Source organism: Arthrobacter sp. 135MFCol5.1 (assembly GCF_000374865.1).
Classification (GTDB): domain Bacteria; phylum Actinomycetota; class Actinomycetes; order Actinomycetales; family Micrococcaceae; genus Arthrobacter.
The window spans coordinates 60,659-75,133 of record NZ_KB895457.1 but is presented as its reverse complement, the minus strand read 5'-3'; the positions used below and the strand labels follow the sequence as shown (position 1 = coordinate 75,133).

The following is a 14,475-nucleotide window of genomic DNA, read 5'->3' as shown; positions in this document are numbered from 1 at the left end:
GCAGGACATAGAAGAACCCGCTGGTCCGGACTTGGGGGGTGTACGGACCAACGGGCTCGACCATCAACTATAGACGAATGTGGGGCGCGGGCAAAATCCGCGGCACGGGTCCGGGCCGGCCGGCACGGTAAAGTTATCCACACCACCATACGTTCTGCAGAGGGCTTTCCATGACCATTCCCGCCAAGGCGTTTCAACGCTGGCTGCAAAGCATCGCCCCCGATGCCAGCACTGCGGACGTCTGCCGGGTTTCCGGGATCAAGCGCACCACCCTCGCCCAGCAGCTGGTCCGGGGAAAGGTGGCCGTCCACACCGTGGTCAGCATCAGCCGCGCCTATCACGCGAATCCGGTCGCTTCGCTGGCCGTCTTCGACGATTACCGCGTCCTGGCCGGCCCACCCCACCCGCCGACGAAGTGTGAGCTGGTAAGCCAGATTTCCACGCCCGATCTCCTGCGGGCCCTCCTGTCCCGGTCCGCCATGGACCCTGCCCCGGGAGCTGCCGCACCCGCCCTGGGCCCGGCCCCGCACGCCACTTCGGTGAAGAACTGGGTTGATGCGATCGACGACGGCGAGGTCCGGCAGCGAGTGTCGGCCAGCACCGGGGTGGCTCCGCAAAACTATTCAGCCCAGCTGACGGCCAACCGGCTCTCCCCCGAACTCGCCATGGCCACCGCCGTGGCGGCGGGGGTGGGCCCCGTGGGCGGCCTGGTGGCGACGGGACTTGTCACCGAGGAGGAAGCCGGCTGGCCCGCGGGGGCCCGGCAGGCCGCACTGGACAGCCTCTCCGACGGTGAACTCACCGTGCTCGCGGGAGACCGGCTGCAGGCCCTGGGCAAAGTGCTGCGCCGGCATGAACATGACCAGGCGCAAACGGAAAAAATATGGGAGAACCTGGGATGATCGAGACTCTCCAGTGGAGCACGCTGGCCATTTGCGGTCTCGTCGCCGCAGCACGCATTCCCAGTGCCCTCCGCGGCGAAAACCGTTCCCTGTTCGGCATCTTCGCTCTGATGACGCTTGCCATCCTCTTGAGCATCCAAGGCCCCTACCTCGTCATCGACCAGGCGATGGGCGGAATCAACCTGGCCAACCTGCTGCTGCGCTTCGTCGTCTTCGGCGCCATCTTCTTCCTGGGCATCCGGGTCTCCAGGGGCTTCGGGGCGGACGGCGCCTACCGGCTGATCACGGGAAAGACCGGGCTCATGGTCCTGCTCACCATCTCCGCCGTAATGGTTGCCCTGTTCCTGCTGATGGACACGTCGGGCTCCTCCGCCGGCTTGATGGCCATTTCCGCCAAGGGCGGACGCAACTCCGCCCTCGTCGAGTATTACGGCGCCGCCGGCCGGGCGTACCCCGCGTTCGTTGCACTCGCCCTGGTTCCGCCGATGGTGCGCGCAGTGCGGGAACGCCTGCCCCTCCTGGTGCGGATTGCCGCCGGATTGCTGGCACTGGGCGGGGCAGCCGTTGCGCTGACCCTGCTCTTTCCCTTGATCCCGCCGTCGATGAGCGCGGCGGAATTCATCATCAATTACTCGGCAGTCCTCTGCTACGTCGTCGGCCTGGCCCTGATCTGGACAGCCCGGATCGTCAACCGGCATTCGGGGTCCCGAAAGACATCTACCGAAATGTGACCTTTTCCGCTTTCACAAAATCATTAGCGTGTGACACAATCATGAATGTGTGAAGGCGGGCGGCCCAGGCGCTTTTGAACGGGGATAAATTCTGAATCGCCGGGCTGTCCAAGATGCCTTCGCACACATTGGGGGGATGAGTGGTGGCGGATCGTTGGGGACCGCCCCCACTCAGCCTGTTTAAGGGCTCTGTACCCGGCCGTGCAGGTGCTATTGCCGGGTGAAGCGCAGGGTGACCAGCTGGAACGGCCGCAGGCTGAGTACGGCCCCGCTGCCGTCCGGATCAACTCCCGGCGCGTCACCTGCCCGCTCCAGCAGGTCGGTGGCCACCACTCCACTAACCGGGAAATTGGCGGTGATACGCCCGGCTGAGCGCTGGCCCAGGGACTCATAGAGCCGCACCACCACATCGCCGGAGCCGTCCTGCGCACACTTGACCGCTTCGACCACCAACGCAGGATTGCTGACCGTGAACAAAGGCTCCACCGGCGCCGCACCGCGAACCAGCCGGGGCGCCAGGTTGGTCCGGTATCCCTCCTCGATGGCGTCCGCAATGCCGGCGCCCGGGCGGATGGACACGGTCAATTCGTGGCGGCCGCGGTCGGCGTCGGGGTCGGGGAACTTGGGTGCCCGCAACAGGGACAAACGCACCGTCGTGGTGGTTCCCCCGTCGGTGTCCCTGACGCTCCTGCCCACATCATGGCCGTACGTGGAAGAGTTCGAAACTGCCACCCCATAGCCGGGCTCGCCAACGTGGATCCACCGGTGGGCGCAGATTTCGAACTTGGCGGCCTCCCAGGAAGTGTTGGTGTGGGTGGGCCGGAAGACATGGCCGAACTGGGTTTCCGCTGCGGACCGATCGGCCCTCACATCCAGGGCGAAGCCCAGCTTGAGCAGCTTCTCCCGCTCCTGCCAGTCGACGGTGGTGGTGATTTCCAGTGAGGGGCTCCCGGGCGCAAGGGTGATGCGCTGCGTGAGCGGCGAGGCGCCTGCCAGCCGGTCCACGACGACGACGGCGGCCGCCCCGTCGGTGGACAGCCGGACCGATTCCGCGTGCCGCAAAGGTGTGACGTTCCGGCGGTAGAACTCGTCGATGTCCCAGGCATCCCATTCGTTGGGCGTGTCCCGGTGCAGCTCCAGCAGGTTGCCGCGCTGGCCGGGGGCGATGGCCTCCCGGCCGGTGGCATGGTCGCGGAGGGAGACCAGCAGCCCGTCGGCGTCCACCACTGCGCGGATGATGCCGTTGTCCAGGATGCAGCAGTCGCCGTCCCGGGTGGCCTGTACGGCGTCCGTCGCGGCCGCGGGCGTGGCCGCGGCGAGCGCCGGAACACCCTGCCGCGCGTGCGGAGCCGCGTTGAGCAGGAACTCCTGTTCGCCCGCACCCAGCATGGCTGATCCCGCCTGGCCAATGATTGCTTCGAGGGCGGTGTCGATGGCCCGGTAGTTCCGCTCGGCATCCTGGTGCACCCAGGCAATGGAGCTGCCCGGCAGGATGTCGTGGAACTGCTGCAGGAGCACCAAGTGCCAAAGCCGCCGGAGTTCAGCGGCGGGGTACTCGTAGTCGCCGCCGGTACGGACCGAAGCCGTGGCGCACCACAGCTCCGCCTCGCGCAGCAGGTGCTCACTGCGCCGGTTGCCTTTCTTGGTGCGCGCCTGGCTGGTGTAGGTGCCGCGGTGCAGTTCCAGGTACATCTCGCCCACCCAGACGGGCAGCCCCTGGTAGTCCTCCTCGGCCTGCCGGAAGAAGCTCTCCGCCGACCCGATCCGCACCTTGGGCGAACCTTCAAGGTCCCGGGTGCGGGCCGCGGCAGCCAGCATCTCCCGCGTGGGACCGCCGCCGCCGTCGCCGTAGCCAAACGGCACCAGGGACACGGTGCCGCGTCCGTGGTCCCGGTAGTTGCGTTCTGCGTGGGCCAGGTCGCGGCCGCTGAGGTCCGAGTTATAGGTGTCCACCGGCGGGAAGTGGGTGAACAGCCGGGTGCCGTCGATCCCCTCCCAGTTGAAGGTGTGGTGGGGCATCCTGTTGGTCTGGTTCCAGGAGATCTTCTGCGTGAGGAACCAGCGGCTGCCTGCCGCTTTGACGATCTGGGGAAGCGCCGCGCTGTACCCGAACGAGTCCGGCAGCCAGGCTTCCCTGCACTCGATGCCGAACTCGGAAAGGAAGAAGCCCTTGCCCTCCACGAACTGCCGGGCCATCGCTTCGCCGCCGGGCATATTGGTATCCGATTCCACCCACATGCCGCCGACCGGAACGAACTGGCCGGCGCGCACCTTCTCGCGGATCCGCCCGAACAATTCCGGGTAGTACTCCTTGATCCAGGCCAGTTGCTGCGCGGAGGAACAGGAGAAGACAAAGTCCGGGTTCTCGTCCATCAGGGCCACGACGTTGGAGAACGTCCTGGCGCACTTGCGGATGGTTTCGCGGACGGGCCAGAGCCACGCCGAGTCAATGTGCGCGTGCCCGGTGGCCACCAGCTGGTGGGCGGAGGCGTACGCTGGCCGGCGCATGACCTCGGCGAGGGCCTCACGCCCTGCCGCCGCAGTCCCGGCGACGTTGTCCGGGTCCATGACGTCCATCATGCGTTCCAGCGCCCTGAGGATCTCGTGGCGGCGCGGCAGTTCCAAGGGCAGCTGTTCCATCAGGCCGGACAGGGTCCAGATGTCCTGCTGGAGTTCCCACACGCACTGGTTCAGTTCGGCGATGGCGATGGTCCCGAGCCGGTACTGCGGCGCTCCGCCGGCTGTTGCCTTGTCGCCGAGCGGAGTGGCCGCGAAGGTCCAGCCCTGCGCCATGTCGGGGTTCGCAGCGGCCTCCACGTAGAAGTCCACGGCCATGCCGCTGCCCAGGAGCTTCAGCGGGATGTACTGGTTGCGGGGTGAGATTGCCTTGATGATGGACCCGTCTGAACGCCAGGCGATTCCCTCGCACTGGAATCCGGGCGCCTCCGTGGTGAACCCGAGGTCAACCACCACCTCCACGGTGGTGTCCGGGCCGCCGCCCCACGATTCCGGCACCCCGCCCTGAAGCCGCAGCCAGGTGGTCCCCCACGGCTTGCCCCAGGGCGCGCCGTGTTCCTGCGGCTGGAACTGCTGCCGCATCGCTTCCAGCGCGGGGACCGGCTCGCCGGGAACTTCCCAGCTGCTCAGGGCAAGCGGAACCGTCCTGCTGTAGACGGCCGGGGTGATGCGCTCGCGCACAAACCTTGCCAGGCGGACTTCCGTGATCCTGCGGTCGTCATGCAATATTGGTCCTCTTTAAGCTTGGAACTGGATCATTGTGTCCATTCGATGGACAAATCTACCCGTTGGCTTCGCGGCATCCAACCCCTCGAGCCGGACGTTCACCCCTGAGCCTGCGGGACGGCGGCTTCCGGTCGCAGGATCCGGGTTTCACCGGAGTAGACGTTGAAGCTCGAGCCCCGGCTGAAGCCCGCCACGGTCAGCCCGTTGGCCTCGGCCAGCTCCACGGCAAGGCTCGACGGTGCGCTGACGGCGGCCAGGACGGGTATCCCGGCGAGGGATGCCTTCTGCACCAGTTCGAAGGACGCCCGTCCGGACACCTGCAGGACTGTGCCGGTCAGCGGCAGGAGGCCTTCGCGCAACGCCCACCCCACCACCTTGTCCACGGCGTTGTGCCGCCCTACGTCCTCGCGCAGGCACAGGAGGCGCGGCTCGCCGTCGTCCCCAATCCTGAAGAGGCCCGCGGCATGCACTCCGCCGGTATCGTCAAAGAGGCGCTGGGATTTCCGCAGCAGCCCGGGCAGCGACGCCAGGACCTCCGCATCGACTCTCAGCGGATCCGACTGCGGGCTGAAGTGCGAGGACTTTTGGACCGCATCGATGGAGTCGGTTCCGCAGATGCCGCAGGAGCTTGAGGTGTAGACCTTACGCCCGGTATCCGGAACCTCGACGTCGGGCCGCAGCTGGGCCTCCACCACGTTGAACGTCTGGACGCCGTCCTCGTCCTCGCCTGCACAGAATCGCAGCGATACCAGTTGCTCCGGAGCCCAGATGACGCCCTCGGACACCAGGAATCCGGCCACGAGGTCAAAGTCGTCCCCGGGAGTCCGCATGGTCACCGAGTAGGAAAGCCTGCCGAGCCGGATTTCCAGCGGCTCCTCCACCGCGAGGACGTCTTCGCGGTGGCGGACCGGGTACTCCAGGGCGCCCGGCGATCCATCCAGTACGAATTTGTGCACCTTTCGGCGTTGGGTTACGCGTCCCATGTTCCAGCCTGCCTCGTCATGACTCCATCATGGCACTTTCGGCGCCCGGCTCAGTCCAGCAGCGCGCTCCAGTCGACGGGGCCGCTGGGTGCGGGCTTGCCCTTGGGCTGCCCGGTCCGTCCGGCGGTTCGGGGCTTGGCCTTGGCCGCCGCGTCCGCAGGCGGCGGGAGGGGCGGCCCCCAGGGCAGTGCGAAGGCCGGCACCGGCTCCCCCAGTTGCACGCCGTGCGGCGGTACCACCAGGACGCCGTCGGCGGCAGCCAGTCCCCGCATCATTCCCGGTCCTGTGTGCTGGGCCGGCGACGCCATGCCGTACAGCAGCCGGAACGGCATCAGCCGGGTGCGCCCCGGGTCCGGTTCGATCATGGTGCCGCACGGCACCTCCTGGACGGCGGGCATGGCGGCGTGGCCCAGCGCTGCGAGGAGTGGTGCGCCCACAGTGGACAATGCCATCATGGCCGCGAGCGGGTTGCCCGGGAGGCCCAGGACAAAGCGGCCGTCCGGAAGTTCGGCAAGGACGGCGGGGTGCCCCGGACGCATGGCCACGCCGTCGATGACCAGCCGGCCGCCAAGTTCAGCCACGGCCCGGCGGAAGTGGTCGGTCCCGGAGCGCCCGGTTCCTCCGGTGGTAATGACGACGTCGGCCGGCAGGTCCGGCGCGTCCGGCACCTCCGGCACAACGTCTTCGAGCGCCGCAAGCCATTCCTCGTAGGAGTCGCCGATTCGCTGCTGGCCGCCCGGTATGCCACCCAGCATCGCTACGACGTCCTGCAGCTGGGGCCCAAAGGTATCCCGCACCTTGCCCGGATCGGGGGTTCCTGAGTCCACCACCTCGGAGCCTGTCAGGACGAGGCGCACCACGGGCTTTCCCTGAACCTGGAGTTCATCGTGTCCGGCCAGTGCGGCCAGTGCCAGGTGTGCGGGGTTGAGGTCCACGCCGGCTTTGACCAGGACGTCCCCTTCCAGGGCCTCTTCGCCCGCTTTCCTGATGTGCTCACCGGCGCGAGGTTCCCCCGGGCGCGCCTTTCCTCCGGCCACCAGCAGCGGGAGTCCCTCGTCGTCCGTGGCCAGGACCGCATTCTCGGTCCTCAGGACCGCTTTGCCTCCGGCCGGGATCAGGCCTCCCGTAACGATGATGCTTGCTTGGTGCGGGGCAAGGCGGTTCCCGGGGTCCACCGGAATCCAGGGGCCGCTGCCGTTGACCGCCCAGCCGTCCATGGCTGAGGACGCATAGTGCGGCATGTCCTGGAGTGCCAGGATGTCCTGGTCGAGCCTGCGGCCGAGGGCCATGCGCAGCGGCACCGGCCCTGCCGGGATCGGGGTGGCCGCATCGAACGCAGCCTGCCGGGCTTCTTCCCAGGTGTGCACCAGGTGGTGCCCGCTGGTTTCAGCCTCCGGTTCCGTGGTTTCCGGTCCAGGTGTTTCGTGCCCGGCGGTCCCCTGTGGTGCTTCGGGCTCGTCGGCAGGTGGGACCTCCGGCCAGTCGCGGGGTTCTGCCGTCATTCGCCGGGGGTCCCGGCGGCAGCTTCATTCTCGTAGTCGGCAGCCAGGGACCGAGCCACGGCCATCGCCGCTTCCATGGACGCCGTGTCCATTTCCCTGCCCGGTGCGGCAGCCAGCCCCGCGGCGAATCCTGCGATGAACGTGGTGAGTGGAGCAGCCGGCCGGATCACGGCGTGGGCTGCGACGCCGGCAAGGGACAGCACTGCGTTCACGTCCACCTGGACGTCCTCCAGCTTGTATGCCTGGAGCAGGGCCCTGCACCATTCCTCCAGCGTCTCGTCCTGGCTTTTCACGACTTGCCTCCCACGTTGGCTCCGCACGTTTTGGTCAAAGTCTTCACGCTGGCTCCCGGCGGCGATCCCCAGCGTGGCAGCATCACCCCACGTATCCACGTCGGCAGTGGACCCGGCTGGGACTGTGACAAGCTGCACGTCCAGATTAGCAAGGAGGGACCTCACGGAGCCGTTGACCAGGGCGTCCCGGCGGGACAACTCACCGCACGATCTTTTTAACTCATCAGTGTTATATATGGCTGCCAGCGGCTGTTCCCTGCCGTCGGCCGAGCGGGCCACGGCGCCCCGGCCATCGCCCGCAGCTGCCACCGCGTCCCGGAGCATCGCCACCGCCCGGGCTGCCAGCGGCATGTCGCAGGCGAGAACCAGAGTGAAGGGCGCCCCTCCCCCAGAGGTGGCAAGGGCATCTAGGCCGGCTGAGATCCCGGCGGCAGGACCGGCAAACTTCGGCTCCTCCCGGCAGGACAGGACGCCTGGCGGCAGGGCCTGGGCGGGCCCGGCCTCATCGGCAGCCCCGCGGGACGGAGGGCCGCCGGCGGAAACGTCGCCCACAACAACCGTACGGCGGGCACCGGCAGCGGCGTCAAGGGTCCATGCCAGGAGGGTTCTTCCCCGGAGGACCAACGATTGCTTGGGTACTCCACCCAGCCGTGATGACCGGCCGCCCGCCAGGATCAGGGCGTCAAAGATCAACGGGTCCGTTTGCACCCACCCAGCCTAGCGAACAGCAACCGGCCTGGAAGCCGCTTGTCAGGCGGCGCGCTCGGGAAGCAGGAATGGATCCCAGGCGGGGGTTGGCTTCTCCAGTTCCTTGATCTGCCAGATGGTTCCGTGCGGCGGCTCCGGCACGAAGCGCAGGGTCCATCCCATCTCGCCGGGGGTATGGTCACCCTTGACGTTGTTGCACCGCAGGCAGGCAGCCACGAGATTCTCCCAGGAATCGGCTCCGCCCCGCGATTTTGGGTGGACATGGTCGATTGTGTGCGCTGCCTTTCCGCAATATGCACACTTGTGCCCGTCACGTCGAAGCACACCACGGCGGCTGACGGCCGTTGAGTGGTTGTACCGCGGGCGGATGTAGCGGTTGAGGAGGATCACGGACGGGCGGCCCAGGACGTCAGTGGGGCCCACCACGGGATCATCCCCCTCGGCCACCACGCTCGCCTTGCCTGTGAGCACAAGCACCAGCGCCCGGCGGAAGGTGATAACCGCCAGCGGTTCATATCCAGCATTCAGAACGAGAGTGCGCATGCACGTACCTCTTCACGGCCGCACCCGTCAGGGGCACGAGGGCCGGCTGCCCTCGGCATGTCCGGGCTATGGATCGACATCACAAGAGTAAACAGAGAATTGCAATATCAGGTAATCGGTATACGCGGAGGCCGGATCCCCACCCCGGTGGCGGGAGCCGGGATGCACGCAGAATGGCGGGAGTTAAACGGGAAAAGACCCCCGCCTCAATGGCAGGGGTCCTTCCGGGCACATCTTATGCGGCGCCGCGTGCGGCGGGCGGCAGTGGTTACCGAACGTGGATGAAGACCGGTCCGGAGCCAACGTTGGCGCTGAACACAACGGTGTCGTTGCCGTTGAAGCCGCCGTGGACGGCCATCCCGTTTCCGGCGTAGACGGCGATGTGGGCCATTCCTCCGCCACCGTCGGCGTAGTAGATGAGGTCGCCGGGCTGGGCCTGGGATGCGGACACCCTGTCACCCAATGACAGGTAACCGGCGGGCCAGTCGTGGAAGTGGATGCCGACGGCAGCCAGTGCGTTGGTCACCAGCATGGTGCAGTCCTGGTGTACGCCAAGCTGGGCGTAGGCAGCGGACAGGATGGCAGCACCCTTTCCGCTGGCGGAAACCTGGGCGGCGGGGGCAGCCGTGGCATCGGCAGTTGCAACCTTGGCAGTCACCTTGGGAGCGGCAACGGCCTGGGCAACGGGAGCGGGAGCGGCTTCCTGCACCGCAACCTCGGGCTCGGGAGCCGGTGCCGGAGTGGTGGTAACGGCCGGCTTTTCGAAGCTGATGGCAATGGTGGAAGCCGCTGAGATCGGAGCGTCGACGGCGGATTCAACTTCCATGGCGGATGCCGGAGCCGAGTCGCGCTTGACGTTGGTGTCGGCTGCGTTGGCTGCGATGCCGCTGGTCAGGACCAGGCCGGAAGCTGCAGCGATTACTGCAGCCTGGCGGCCCATGCCGCCGGCGTTGTCGCTGACAGCCTTGGCAATGATCGCGATCGAGTTGGTTTTGGTGACCTCGGCGCGGTGCCGTGCGGTAGCACGAGTCGTCATCAGTTCTCTCTTTCGTTTTCCTCTGGACCGCGGTGGCCTGTCCGAGGGGGTTGGATGCGCCGGCATCTTGGGGGTACGCCGGCGCGTCCCGAACGGGGATGTTGGTTTCTAGCGAAAAAGCTTTGGGCAAAGAAATAGCCCTTGGAGCGTGGAGCCCAAGAACTACTTGTTCAGGTGGTAGTACGTGGAAGTACCGGTGGCTGCGGGAGAGTGGAGCATGGTTCCCTGCGACGGGTTGAGCGCGCTGATCATCATGCCGTTGCCGACGTAGATGCCGACGTGTGCGCCGCCGTTCTGGACCACGAGGTCGCCCGGCTGGGGGGTGGAGGTGGGGGTCATGATGCTCCACGCGTTCGTGCGGGGAATGCTGATTCCAGCCTGCGCGTAGACCCACTGAACGAAGCCGGAGCAGTCCCAGCCGTTGGGGGTGGTGCCGCCCCAGACGTAGGGGTGGCCGATGCCGGTGTAGGCGATCGCGGCGATACCCGAGGTGGCTGCGGACGAAACGGCTTCTACTGCCTGTCCGGCCTTGGACGCCTCCTGGCCGGCAGTGGTGGCGGTGCGGTCCGCGGACGCGGTGGACTGGGTGCGCACGGTTTCCACCTTCGGGGCGGCGGTGGTCTTGACCGCCGGACGCTCGAAGGAAACGGTGGCCGTGGGGGCCGCGGTGACAGCAAGGGCGGTCTGCGCGGAACCGGACTCCGTGGAGGCCGAGATGCCGGCAGTGGTGTCCGTGGCGTTGGCCGGCAGGCCCATGCTCAGGATGAGGCCTGAAGCCGCTGCCACAACGGCAGCCTGGCGGCCCACGGTCCCGGCATTGGCGCTTACGGCCTTGGACATGGCGTCCAAGGGGTTGACGCGAACCGTTTGCGCACGGTGGCGCGCAGAATTATGGCGTGAAGACACGAAGGTAGCCTCTCCCAATGCCTGCGAGGTGAGCTGTCGGATTCGGATGGGAGTCACCCGGCCACTTCGCTTCCTGGGAAGCTCATGACTTAACCCCAAGGCCTTCCAGAACGCAGAAGGCCAAAATTGGTTCCCCCGCCCCTGCCAGACGATGAAATGCGAACGGACCTTGAGCGGTGGCAGAGTTAGGCAATCCACTCAAGAGCGTCAACTTCGGAAAAGTTGACGCGAGTTAGACGGTACAGCAGTTTTGCTTCAATGTCACATTCAGGTCACGGCGGGTCACGGCGATCTGGGAGTGCGCAATCAAACGGTTACAGCCAGCCCATCGGATCGACCACTTCGCCGTTGACCTGAACTTCGAAGTGCAGGTGGCAGCCGGTGGACGCCCCGGTGGTCCCGCTCAACGCCACGACTTCGCCGCGGGAGACCGTTTGGCCCACCTTGACGTTGAAGGACGAGAGGTGGTTGTACGTGGTCTCCAGGCCGTTGCCATGGTCGATCACCACCCGGTTTCCACCGCCGAACTGGTGCCAGCCGGCGAAGGTCACGGTTCCTGTTGCGGCTGCCAGGACGGACGTCCCGCACTGTGCCACGAAGTCCTGTCCGCGGTGGAAATCTCCGGTGCCGCCGGTGATTGGGCTGACCCGGTAGCCGAAGGGCGACGCGGTCACGAGGGATGCCAGCGGCGCGGCCAGGGTCCCGGCGGAAGCCGCACGCGTTACCGATCCGGCCGACTGGGCGCTCAGCAGTTGCTTCAGCTTCCCGTCGGGGTCCGCCTGCGTTACGACGGCTGAGCGGCTGAAGTCGATCTGGGCGCCTACCTCCGCGGAAATCTGGGGCTGGGGGCTGACTGCGGAGGCGGCCTGGGGCGCGATTCCGGCCGCATCCGTCGCCATAACGGGGCTGGTGGCGGGCATGGTCACCGTGAGCACCAGGCCGGTGGCGGCGAGGGCGATGCCGGCCTTTTGGCCGATGCCGCTGGCCGCGGCAAAGTCGGTGATTTGCCGGAACGGACCCCGACGGCGGCGCGCATCCCGTTGCGGGTCGCGGGGGCGCTCCGCGGCGGCTACTTCGACAACCCGGGGTGCCTCAGGGGGGCCCGCCGCGCGACGGCGGCCCCGGGAGGTCTGCATGGTCAAGAAGGGTTCCTCTCTGGAATAGCCTGCGGAGTTAGCTGTCGGATTCGGGTCAGAGAGATCAAAGACCCGGTCCGTCATGGGCAAACTTCTACACAGGGGTATTCCCGGAAGAATCCTTCACTGGAGAGGCTTGCTGCTGACGGACTTCACCCCAAGGCAGTCCCCCGCTGCCGGTTGTGGTTCCCCCGCCTCTGCCAGTAACTACTCGTACACCTGGCCCGCTGGCAGAGCTCGGCTCCGGATCAGGTAACGCTTAAGTATCAACGCTGGGTTCCACTATAGGGGCTTAAGACCCTAGGTAACAATTCCGTTATCTTTGCGTGGAATCCCCCGGGTGGGGTATGGAAACGCGGCGTCAGGCCTGGTTCACGGCGACGAAAACGTGTGCCGCCACCTCGGGAGGCAGCTCCAGCGCGCCCTCGATTCCCGCCACCCGTACAGAAATGTAGTCACCGACGCGTTCCAGGGAGACAGACGCGCCGGGGCGGATACCGCCCTCGTCGAGCTGGGTCAGCAGTTCCGGCTCCACCTGGATCGGTTCCGCCAGCCGGCTGATGGTCACTGCCGATTCAGGCCCGTAGGCCTTCATTGCCTCCACCAGGCTGATGGCGCCGTCGCCGAACCCGGGTCCGGGCTGTCCGCCCAGGGCGGCAAGACCGGGGATGGGATTTCCGTAGGGCGACTCCGTGGGGTGGTCCAGCATCTCGTAGATGCGCCGCTCCACCCGTTCGCTCATAACGTGTTCCCAGCGGCAGGCTTCGTCATGGACATAGGCCCAGTCCAATCCGATCACGTCGGCCAGCAGGCGCTCGGCCAGCCGGTGCTTCCGCATGACCTCAGTGGCACGCTTGCGGCCGGTGTCGGTCAGTTCCAGGTGCCTGTCACCGGAGACGACGACCAGGCCATCGCGCTCCATCCGGCCGATGGTCTGGGAAACGGTAGGCCCCGAGTGGCGCAGGCGTTCGGCGATACGGGCCCGGAGGGCAACGATGTTCTCTTCCTCAAGCTCCAGGATGGTCCTGAGGTACATCTCCGTAGTGTCGATCAGATCCGTCATCCAGCTCAGCTCCTCGAGCGCAGTACCTTGCGTTGTCCCACCGTATCGCCTCTTCCCGCGACGTAGTCCGGGGAAGAGTTTAGCCTATTTTGATTTAGTCCGAATAGGGCCTGCCGCCTGCGGCGTCTCATTGGCTGGACATTGGCGCCGCCCGCTCCCGCCACCCTGCGCGCTTCAGGCAGAATTGGGGAAGGTTTGCACTGCAGCCATGGCCGGCTCCCGGCCACCCACCACCCGGACCACAGCTTTCGTCCCCGCCGAATGGAGCACCTGTGAGCGACACCAGCATCACGATTCCCGCCAACCTCCTGCCCCAGGACGGGCGGTTCGGGGCCGGCCCCTCAAAGGTCCGGCCGGAACAGATCGATGCCCTGTCCGCTGCGTCGAAGACTATCCTCGGCACATCCCACCGGCAGGCTCCGGTCAAGAACCTGGTGGGCTCCGTACGCGAAGGACTCAGCCAGTTCTTCCGTGCTCCCGAGGGCTACGAGGTGGTCCTCGGCGTGGGCGGCTCGACCGCGTTCTGGGACATCGCGGGCTTCGGCCTCGTGTCCAAGAAGGCGCAGCACCTGTCCTTCGGGGAGTTTGGCTCCAAGTTTGCCTCCGCCACCAACAAGGCGCCGTTCCTGGAAGCGTCCTCGATCATTAAGTCCGAGCCGGGCACCCGTCCTGCAGCGCAGGCGGAGGCGGGCGTGGACGTCTACGCGTGGCCACAGAATGAGACCTCCACGGGCGTCGCCGCCCCGGTCAAGCGGGTGCCGGGCGCCGACAAGGACGCCCTGGTCCTGGTGGACGCAACCTCCGCTGCCGGCGGCCTGGACGTCGACATTGCCGAAAGCGACGTTTACTACTTCGCCCCGCAAAAGAATTTCGCTTCCGACGGTGGCCTTTGGCTCGGCCTCTTCTCCCCCGCCGCCCTGGAGCGCGCTGCCGCCATCAAGGCAAGCGGCCGCTGGATCCCGGACTTCCTGGACCTCCAGACCGCCATCGACAATTCACGGCTGAACCAGACGTACAACACCCCGTCCCTGTCCACCCTGGTAACCCTTGGCGCCCAGGTCCAGTGGCTGAACGCCAACGGCGGCCTGGACTTCGCCTCTGCCCGCACCGCCGATTCCGCCGGCCGCATCTACAGTTGGGCTGACGCCTCGGAGTTCGCCACCCCGTTTGTGGCCAACCCGGAGGAGCGCTCCAACGTCATCGCCACCATCGACTTTGACGAGTCGGTGGACGCGGCAACGGTGGCGAAGGTCCTGCGCGCCAACGGCATCGTGGACACCGAGCCCTACCGGAAGCTGGGCCGCAACCAGCTGCGCATCGCCACCTTCGTCGCCATCGAGCCCGACGACGTCTCGGCACTGCTGTCCAGCATCGACTATGTGGTGGGCGAGCTCCGCAAGTAGTCCAGGCACACGCGAAAGGCGCCGCC

The 14,475-nt window shown here is 66.7% G+C and carries 12 protein-coding genes and 2 riboswitches; of the genes, 3 read left to right on the top strand and 9 right to left on the bottom strand.

Annotated elements, in window-relative coordinates:
- Positions 1-170: 170 nt before the first annotated feature.
- The gene (locus C563_RS0111285; RefSeq protein ID WP_018762161.1) at positions 171-902 is read left to right on the top strand and encodes a hypothetical protein; all 732 of its coding nucleotides are present in this window, start codon (positions 171-173) and stop codon (positions 900-902) included.
- A complete protein-coding gene (locus C563_RS0111280; protein ID WP_018762160.1) occupies positions 899-1,633 on the top strand; it encodes a hypothetical protein in 735 nt (244 codons plus the stop codon). The genes C563_RS0111285 and C563_RS0111280 overlap by 4 nt, the downstream gene beginning before the upstream one ends.
- A 210-nt stretch (positions 1,634-1,843) precedes the next feature.
- On the opposite strand, the gene C563_RS0111275 is transcribed toward C563_RS0111280, so the two are convergent.
- From C563_RS0111275 to C563_RS0111235, 9 genes are all read right to left on the bottom strand, one after another.
- A complete protein-coding gene (locus tag C563_RS0111275) occupies positions 1,844-4,876 on the bottom strand; it encodes an alpha-mannosidase (protein ID WP_018762159.1) in 3,033 nt (1,010 codons plus the stop codon).
- Positions 4,877-4,974: 98 nt separating this feature from the next.
- Entirely contained in the window at positions 4,975-5,859 is an 885-nt protein-coding gene (gene fdhD / locus C563_RS0111270; RefSeq protein WP_026264696.1) for a formate dehydrogenase accessory sulfurtransferase FdhD, read from the bottom strand.
- A 50-nt stretch (positions 5,860-5,909) separates the two neighbouring features.
- Positions 5,910-7,361 carry a molybdopterin molybdotransferase MoeA gene (locus C563_RS0111265; RefSeq protein WP_018762157.1) on the bottom strand — a complete coding sequence of 484 codons (1,452 nt, stop codon included), beginning with the start codon at positions 7,359-7,361 and terminating at the stop codon, positions 5,910-5,912.
- Positions 7,358-8,362, bottom strand: a complete 1,005-nt coding sequence (locus C563_RS0111260) for an NTP transferase domain-containing protein (protein WP_231369878.1) — start codon at positions 8,360-8,362, stop codon at positions 7,358-7,360. Before C563_RS0111260 ends, C563_RS0111265 begins: the two co-directional genes overlap by 4 nt.
- A 42-nt stretch (positions 8,363-8,404) precedes the next feature.
- Entirely contained in the window at positions 8,405-8,905 is a 501-nt protein-coding gene (locus tag C563_RS0111255) for an HNH endonuclease (protein WP_018762155.1), read from the bottom strand.
- A gap of 268 nt (positions 8,906-9,173) precedes the next feature.
- Positions 9,174-9,941, bottom strand: a complete 768-nt coding sequence (locus C563_RS0111250; RefSeq protein WP_018762154.1) for an NlpC/P60 family protein — start codon at positions 9,939-9,941, stop codon at positions 9,174-9,176.
- A gap of 162 nt (positions 9,942-10,103) precedes the next feature.
- Positions 10,104-10,781, bottom strand: coding sequence for a C40 family peptidase (locus C563_RS0111245; RefSeq protein WP_018762153.1), 678 nt, complete (start codon positions 10,779-10,781; stop codon positions 10,104-10,106).
- A gap of 70 nt (positions 10,782-10,851) precedes the next feature.
- Positions 10,852-11,033, bottom strand: a riboswitch (cyclic di-AMP (ydaO/yuaA leader).
- Between the two features lie 128 nt (positions 11,034-11,161).
- Complete coding sequence (locus C563_RS0111240) at positions 11,162-11,983, bottom strand: M23 family metallopeptidase (RefSeq protein ID WP_081624151.1); 822 nt, start codon at positions 11,981-11,983, stop codon at positions 11,162-11,164.
- Between the two features lie 12 nt (positions 11,984-11,995).
- A riboswitch (cyclic di-AMP (ydaO/yuaA leader) is annotated at positions 11,996-12,226 on the bottom strand.
- Positions 12,227-12,344: 118 nt separating this feature from the next.
- The gene (locus C563_RS0111235; protein WP_018762151.1) at positions 12,345-13,046 is read right to left on the bottom strand and encodes a metal-dependent transcriptional regulator; all 702 of its coding nucleotides are present in this window, start codon (positions 13,044-13,046) and stop codon (positions 12,345-12,347) included.
- Positions 13,047-13,318: 272 nt separating this feature from the next.
- On the opposite strand from C563_RS0111235, the gene serC reads away from it, so the two are divergent.
- Positions 13,319-14,449, top strand: coding sequence for a phosphoserine transaminase (gene serC, locus C563_RS0111230; RefSeq protein WP_018762150.1), 1,131 nt, complete (start codon positions 13,319-13,321; stop codon positions 14,447-14,449).
- The last annotated feature ends 26 nt before the right edge of the window (positions 14,450-14,475 follow it).

Bases quoted from the DNA above. Each gene is read 5' to 3' on its own strand.
- C563_RS0111285 (WP_018762161.1), top strand. From the start codon at position 171: ATGACCATTCCCGCCAAGGCGTTTCAACGCTGGCTGCAAAGCATCGCC.
- C563_RS0111280 (WP_018762160.1), top strand. From the start codon at position 899: ATGATCGAGACTCTCCAGTGGAGCACGCTGGCCATTTGCGGTCTCGTC.
- fdhD (WP_026264696.1), bottom strand. From the start codon at position 5,859: ATGGGACGCGTAACCCAACGCCGAAAGGTGCACAAATTCGTACTGGAT.
- C563_RS0111265 (WP_018762157.1), bottom strand. From the start codon at position 7,361: ATGACGGCAGAACCCCGCGACTGGCCGGAGGTCCCACCTGCCGACGAG.
- C563_RS0111255 (WP_018762155.1), bottom strand. From the start codon at position 8,905: ATGCGCACTCTCGTTCTGAATGCTGGATATGAACCGCTGGCGGTTATC.
- C563_RS0111250 (WP_018762154.1), bottom strand. From the start codon at position 9,941: ATGACGACTCGTGCTACCGCACGGCACCGCGCCGAGGTCACCAAAACC.
- C563_RS0111245 (WP_018762153.1), bottom strand. From the start codon at position 10,781: ATGTCCAAGGCCGTAAGCGCCAATGCCGGGACCGTGGGCCGCCAGGCT.
- C563_RS0111240 (WP_081624151.1), bottom strand. From the start codon at position 11,983: ATGCAGACCTCCCGGGGCCGCCGTCGCGCGGCGGGCCCCCCTGAGGCA.
- C563_RS0111235 (WP_018762151.1), bottom strand. From the start codon at position 13,046: ATGACGGATCTGATCGACACTACGGAGATGTACCTCAGGACCATCCTG.